This is a genomic window from Pseudomonas brassicacearum (assembly GCF_918698105.1).
Lineage (GTDB): Bacteria > Pseudomonadota > Gammaproteobacteria > Pseudomonadales > Pseudomonadaceae > Aquipseudomonas > Aquipseudomonas brassicacearum_F.
Genome location: NZ_CAKKMI010000012.1, coordinates 91384 through 97861, shown reverse-complemented (window position 1 = coordinate 97861; position 6478 = coordinate 91384). Strand labels below are relative to the sequence as shown.

Below are 6478 nucleotides of genomic sequence, written 5' to 3'. Positions count from 1 at the left end.
CACTCCGGCATTGCTCCGTGGGCCGCCGCGAAGGGCCATCCATGGCCCAGCGCGGCTATCCCGGCATCCATGCCGGGATGCCCACTCCACAATGCCTGCGTTCGGCCATCGTGGTTAACGGGGCGCCGAGATCAACGTCCGTCGCGAGGCGGCCTCATAGCCGACCTGGCTCTTCCGGTCGTACTCCGGTCCAATTGTGGGAGCGAGCCTGCTCGCGAAGGCAGTCTGATAGCTAGCCAGAGATTCTGACCAACCCCATTTCCCGTGGAATTTAACCTTTTCGCTACCGTGCAGCCTTGACCTGGAATTTGTTATAGAAAATCAAGTGTTTGCGTTTTGTTTGATAGGAGCTTGCTCCTGCCGGGACCTGTAGGAGCTGCCGAAGGCTGCGATCTTTTGATCTTGATCTTTCGCTTGAGACTCAATGGGGGCGAAAAGATCGCAGCCTCGCTTCGCTCGACAGCTCCTACAGCACCCTGTGCGAGCATGCTCGCTCCCACAGGGCACTGGTATGGCCGCACCTGCGGTTTCTAGCCGATGGCAGGCGGATGTTGCATCCGCTCGGCAATCCGCCGGGTGGTGTCCATCACCATTTCAACCACGGTTTCCTGGCGCAGCAGTTTGAAGCTGTCGGTGCTGCCGACGGCTGAAAGGCTGCCCACCACCTCGTCGAGCCCAGGGTTGATGATCGGTGCCGCGATACCGGTGAGTCCCAGGTTGAGTTCGTCGTGGGTCAGGCAATAGCCGTCCTTGCGAATCTTTTTCGCCGCTTTGGAGAAGCTTGCCCAGTCGTAGGTATTGTCAGGGTCGTTGGCCAAGTGTTCTTCGAACAGGCGTTGCAGGCGGCGTCCCTTTTGGAAGGCGATCAGCACCTTGGATTGCGCACCGCGAAAAAACGGCAGCGGCTGGCCGCGACCGAATGCGAACTGGTAGGTGTCATTGGGTTCGGCGATGTAGGTGTTGATGATGTGTCCGTCATAGAAAACGCTGGCGAACACCGCCAGGCCGGTGGCTTCGGACAGCTGGTGCATCAACTCGCGGCCCGCCACGAGGATCGGGTCGTATTGGCGCATCATCCAATCGAGCTCGATGATGCGTGGCCCCAGGCCGTAGCTGCCGGCATCCACCCGGACCAGCAGGCCCGCATCACACAAATCCTTGACGTAGCGGTACACGGTCGCCCGGGACAGGCCCATGCGCTCGGCAATGGTGTCGGGGTCGATCTTCAGCGTTGTCGGGCCGAACAGGTCCAGCACACTCAGCATTTTGCTCAGACTGCTCATTTCGCTCCTAAAGGGGGGAATGGCGCGTAGGTGGTCGTTTGGATGAGCACTATAGGTAGCTGCGCCAGTGATGGAAAGCCCGCTCGCTCGGCAAACGGGGCGTTGCCACGATACGCCAGTGCTTGAGAAAAACAAACACATTGAAGGCCGTATTTTCTCTGTAATTTTGCATAAATCTCAAAATAAGAGCTTTTATGAGTAAAAAATACTTGAGTGGAGGGTTTTTCTGTGTGATAAATCTCAGCCACTGCAAACGCTCGATCAAGAGGGCTGGAAATGAATGGTGCGCAACTGATAGTGAAAGCGGCGGTGGCAAGCGGTATCGAATACTGCTTCGCCAATCCCGGAACGACTGAAATTCCCCTGGTGGCAGCCATGGCCAGTGCGCCAGCCCTCAAGCCGGTGTTGTCCTTGTTCGAAGGGGTGTGCACCGGTGCTGCGGACGGCTACGGCCGGATTGCCGGCAAGCCGGCGATGACCCTGACGCACCTGGGGCCGGGCTTTGCCAATGGCATTGCCAACCTGCACAACGCGCGTCGCGCCAACAGCCCGATCGTCAACGTCATCGGCGATCATGCGTCCTGGCACGTCAATTACGATCCGCCGCTGGCCAGTGATATCCAGGCGTTGGCCGGCAGCGTTTCCAAGTGGGTACGTACTTCGCGTACGGCATCGGGTGTCGGCGAAGATTTCCAGGAGGCAGTGCGTGCCGCCTGGCAAGCCAACGGGCAGATCGCCAGCCTGATTCTGCCGATGGACCTGCAAGCCAACACGGTGCAGCACGAGAAAGCCTTCACGGCATTGCAGGCCCCGATTCGCCGTTTTGCCGGTGACCGGGTCGAGGCGGTCGCCCAGGCCCTGCGTGGTGGTCGGCGCCTGGTGTTTATCGTTGGCGACCAAGGCCTGTCCGTCGCGGGACTCGAAGCGGCGGGGCGCCTGGCCCAGTTGCCGGGCGTTCGTTTGTTCGCCGAAACCTTTCCGCGCCTGAGCTATCGCGGCGGTGGTTTGCCTGACCTGGATCGCCTGCCTTACTTCCCCGAAGTGGCCATTGAGATTCTCGACCAGTACGACGCAGTGGTCTGCGCCGGCGTCCCCGAGCCTATCAGCTACTTCGGCTACGAAGGCATTGCCTCCCGGTTGGCCGAACGTGAACGCCTGCTCTGCCTGGCGGAAGTAGGCGACGACGTTGCCGGCGCGCTCACTGCGCTCGCCGATGCGCTCGAAGCACCGGCTTATGTGCCCACGCCAACCGGTATCGAGCTGCCGCCAAGCGAAGCTACGTTGACACCGCAGTCCGTGGGTCAGGTGCTGGCTGCGTCGCTGCCCGACGATTGCATCGTTTCGGTGGAAGGCGGGACGTGCGGCTATCCGTTCTTCACCGCTTCGGCCCATGCCGCCCGGCATCGGGTCTTGACCAACACCGGTGGCGCCATCGGCCAGGGCATCCCGGTGGGCTTTGGCGCGGCCATGGCCGAGCGCGGCAACCGTGTGTTCTGCCTGCAATCGGACGGCAGTGCCCAGTACACCATCCAGACCTTGTGGAGCATCGCCCGCGAGCAACTGCCGGTGGTGATCCTGATCGCGGCCAACCATCGCTACGCCATTTTGCAGAACGAGCTGCGCCGCTTCGGCATGACCGAGCTGGGCCCCGAGGCTCTGAGCCTGACGGTACTGGACCGTCCACGCATCGATTGGAAGGCCTTGGCCAAGGGCTACGGCTTGCCGGCCAGCACCGTGCACACCAATGGTGAGTTGCAGCGTGCCCTGGCCAACGCCAAGGCCGATGGCGGTCCTTGCCTGATTGAAATGGCACTGTGAAGGAGCGGATATGAACCCGATTCAATTGTTACCTGCCGTCGAGAAGTTCCTGTCGCAGCCCGGGCGCCTGTTTATCGGCGGGACCTGGCAGGACGCCGCCGACGGCCGTCGGTTTGCCGTGGAAAACCCGGCCACTGAACACATCCTGGCGCAAGTCGCCGAAGGCGGCGAACGCGACGTGGATGCCGCCGTCGCTGCCGCCCGCGCGGCCTTCACCGGGCCCTGGGCGCAGCACTCACCGGCCCAGCGCGGGTTGTTGCTGTTTCGCCTGGCGGAACTGCTCGACCAGCATCGCGAAGAGCTGGCGCAACTGATCACCCTGGAAAACGGCAAGCCGATCGCCGCGGCCCGGGGCGAAGCGGCCAGTGCGGCCAATATCATTCGTTATTTCGCTGGCTGGCCGACCAAGATCGAAGGCAGCACGCTGCCGGTATCGCCCTCCAGCGGCGCGCCGATGCTCAACTACACCTTGCGCGAGCCGGTGGGCGTCTGTGCCTTGATCGTGCCGTGGAATTTCCCGCTGACCATGTGCGTGTGGAAGCTTGGCCCAGCGCTGGCGACCGGTTGCGTCGCGGTACTCAAGCCCGCCGAGCAGACGCCTCTGGTTGCGATTCGTCTGGTGCAGTTGATCGAGGCCGCCGGTTTCCCGGCCGGGGTGGTCAACCTGCTCACCGGCCTGGGTGTGCATACCGGCGCACCGCTGGCCCAGCACCCGGACGTGGACAAGATCGCCTTCACCGGCTCGACCCAAGTGGGCCGGCTGATCGCCCAGGCGGCCACCGGCAACATGAAGAAAGTCTCGCTGGAGCTGGGTGGCAAGTCCCCCAACATCATCCTGCCGGACGCCGATATCGTCCGTGCCGCCAAGGGCGCCGCCGACGGCATTTTCTACAACCAGGGCCAGGTCTGCACCGCCGGATCGCGTCTCTACGTGCACGCCAGCGTTCTCGACCAGGTGCTTGAAGAACTCCAGCGCCACGCGGCCGCCCATGTGTTGGGGCCCGGCCTGGATCCGGCCAGCAGCATGGGCCCGCTGGTTTCGGCCCGGCAATTGGGCACGGTGCGCGGCTACCTGCAACGGGGCCAGGAAGAAGGCGCCGAGCTGATCTGCGGCGGTGACCGGCCGGCCCATCTGGAGCGCGGTCACTTCATCCGGCCCAGCGTGTTTCTCGACCGCGCCGAGCGCGCCTGTGTCGCCCGGGAGGAAATCTTCGGCCCGGTGCTGACCGTCATGAGCTGGACCGAGATCGATGAACTGGTGCTGCGCGCCAACGACTCGCCCTACGGCCTGGCCGCCGGTCTCTGGACCCGTGACTTGCGTTCCGCCCATCGCGTGGCGGCCCAGTTGAAGGCTGGCTCGGTGTGGATCAACTGCTGGAACGTCGTCGACCCAGCCTCGCCATTTGGTGGCTTCAAGCAATCCGGCTGGGGCCGGGAAATGGGTAAGAACGTGATCGATGCCTACACCGAAACCAAGAGTGTCTTCGTCGATCTCGCCTGACCGAACAATCACAAGAGGAACTGCTATGGATCTGGAATTACAAGGCCGCGTGGCGATCGTCACCGGCGGTGGCATGGGCATCGGCAAGGAAGTCGCGCGCTTTCTGTCCCAGGAAGGTTGCAAGGTGGTGATCTGCGCACGGCGCATGGAATACCTCCAGCAAGCCGCCGAGGAAATCACCGCAGAGACCGGCAACGAGGTGCTGCCGCTGTTCTGTGACACCAACCAGATGTCGGCGGTGTCCGACATGGTCGAGGCGGCCCACAAGCACTTTGGCCGTATCGACATCCTGGTGAACGGCGCCGCGGCCCCGTCCGGTGTGGTGCGCAACGACATCGAGCATGCCGGCGACGACGAATTGCTCTCGGACCTCAACACCAAGGTGATCGGCTATTTCCGTTGCGCCAAGGCCGTGACCCCGCACATGAAGGCCGGCGGCTTCGGTCGCATCATCAATATCGGTGGCCTGACCGGGCGCGGCAGCAAGGTCCTCTCGGGGATGCGCAACCTGGCCATCGCCCACATGACCAAGACCCTTTCCGACCAACTCGGCCCTTCCGGCATCACCGTCAACCTGATCCACCCCGGCGTGGTCGATACCCCGCACATCCAGGAGCTGTATGAGCGCGAAGGGGTCAAGCAGGGCAAGACGCCCGAGCAGGTGGAGCAGGGCTACATCGACGCAACGCCGATCCGCCGCACCCTGGCGCCGATTGAAATGGGCTGGCTGATCGGTTTCCTCGCATCCCCCAAGGCCGGTGCGGTGACCGGGGAATCCATTGGCATCGATGGCGGCTTGACCCGCGGCATCTTCATTTGAGGAGCAGCAGTGATGAGTAACGGAACCCTTTTGGTCGCCACCGTAGGGCAGGCGGTGATCCGCAGCGCCGACGATGGCCGTACCTGGCATCGCCTGGGCCTGGGCCAGGACCTGGAATTCGACGCGATCACCCGTTCCCTGAGCTTGCATCCGGGGACGCCTGAGGTGATCTATGCCGGCACCGACGTCGGCCTGTGCGTCAGCCGTGATACCGGCGGCCATTGGCTGCGGGTGGACTCGCCCTTCAACGGCCAGACCGTCTGGAAGGTGGCCGTGGATCCTCAGGACGCACAGCGGATTTTCGTCGGCACCGGTGCGCCCTCGCGCGCGGTGCTGTGGCGCACCCTCGATGGTGGCCAGACCTGGGAACGTGCCCCGGTGGAGATCCCGGAGTTTTGCGAAGGGGTCAGCCGTCCGCGCTTGCTGGCGTTCGCCTACGACCCGACCGATCGCAACCAGTTGTGGTTCGGCCTGGAAGAGGGCGGGTTGTTCCACAGCCGTGACGGTGGCGATAGCTGGACCCGTGTCGATGACCGCCTGCTGTGGGACTTCAACTCGGACGTGCACAACATCGTGGTCCTGCCCAACCATGGGCAAAAGGTCATCGTGGTGGTGTGCGTCAACGCCGTTTATCGCAGCCTCGACGAGGGGCAGACCTGGACCGGCATCGTCGCCCGGGAAACCTTCGGCTTGTACTACGTGCGCGCCATGAACGCACCGCTGGGCAGCGAGGATACGCTCTACCTGAGCATTTCCGACGGCACCCCTGGCACGACCAGCAAGGTGCTGGTGTCACGGGATGCCGCCCTCAGTTGGGAAGTGCTGCCACTGCCGCAACAGCCCAACTCTTGTGTCTGGGCGATTGCCTTGAACCCTGCCGACCCACTCCAGATCGTCGCCGGCACCAAGTACGGGCATCTGTTCACTTCCGAGAACGGCGGTGACGGCTGGCAGAAGCAGTGGCGTGAATTCAGTGAAATCGCTGATGTGCTCTGGACGCCCGCCGTGGCGCAAATCAAGTCCGGGCATCAATCCATCATCAAGAAGAACTGAGGA

General features: G+C 63.0%; 6 protein-coding genes. 4 read left to right on the top strand and 2 right to left on the bottom strand.

The annotated features are described in order from the left end of the window. Positions 1-530: 530 nt before the first annotated feature. Together LQ215_RS07370 and LQ215_RS07365 are read right to left on the bottom strand one after the other, a co-directional pair. Positions 531-1283: an IclR family transcriptional regulator gene (locus LQ215_RS07370; protein WP_230148445.1), complete on the bottom strand. Its 753-nt coding sequence runs from the start codon at positions 1281-1283 to the stop codon at positions 531-533. Continuing rightward, entirely contained in the window at positions 1280-1531 is a 252-nt protein-coding gene (locus LQ215_RS07365) for a hypothetical protein (protein WP_230148443.1), read from the bottom strand. Before LQ215_RS07365 ends, LQ215_RS07370 begins: the two co-directional genes overlap by 4 nt. A gap of 28 nt (positions 1532-1559) precedes the next feature. On the opposite strand from LQ215_RS07365, the gene LQ215_RS07360 reads away from it, so the two are divergent. Genes LQ215_RS07360 through LQ215_RS07345 form a run of 4 tightly spaced genes read left to right on the top strand, consistent with a single transcriptional unit; the run spans position 1560 to position 6475 of the window. Beyond that, entirely contained in the window at positions 1560-3101 is a 1542-nt protein-coding gene (locus tag LQ215_RS07360) for an acetolactate synthase large subunit (RefSeq protein ID WP_230148441.1), read from the top strand. A gap of 10 nt (positions 3102-3111) precedes the next feature. After that, positions 3112-4602, top strand: a complete 1491-nt coding sequence (locus tag LQ215_RS07355) for an aldehyde dehydrogenase family protein (protein WP_230148439.1) — start codon at positions 3112-3114, stop codon at positions 4600-4602. A 25-nt stretch (positions 4603-4627) separates the two neighbouring features. Beyond that, positions 4628-5422: an SDR family NAD(P)-dependent oxidoreductase gene (locus LQ215_RS07350; RefSeq protein WP_230148438.1), complete on the top strand. Its 795-nt coding sequence runs from the start codon at positions 4628-4630 to the stop codon at positions 5420-5422. A 12-nt stretch (positions 5423-5434) separates the two neighbouring features. Then, the gene (locus LQ215_RS07345) at positions 5435-6475 is read left to right on the top strand and encodes a VPS10 domain-containing protein (protein WP_230148436.1); all 1041 of its coding nucleotides are present in this window, start codon (positions 5435-5437) and stop codon (positions 6473-6475) included. Positions 6476-6478 lie beyond the last annotated feature (3 nt).

Excerpts from the sequence above, each read along its gene's own strand:
- LQ215_RS07370 (WP_230148445.1), bottom strand. The coding sequence starts at position 1,283 with ATGAGCAGTCTGAGCAAAATGCTGAGTGTGCTGGACCTGTTCGGCCCG.
- LQ215_RS07360 (WP_230148441.1), top strand. The coding sequence starts at position 1,560 with ATGAATGGTGCGCAACTGATAGTGAAAGCGGCGGTGGCAAGCGGTATC.
- LQ215_RS07355 (WP_230148439.1), top strand. The coding sequence starts at position 3,112 with ATGAACCCGATTCAATTGTTACCTGCCGTCGAGAAGTTCCTGTCGCAG.
- LQ215_RS07350 (WP_230148438.1), top strand. The coding sequence starts at position 4,628 with ATGGATCTGGAATTACAAGGCCGCGTGGCGATCGTCACCGGCGGTGGC.
- LQ215_RS07345 (WP_230148436.1), top strand. The coding sequence starts at position 5,435 with ATGAGTAACGGAACCCTTTTGGTCGCCACCGTAGGGCAGGCGGTGATC.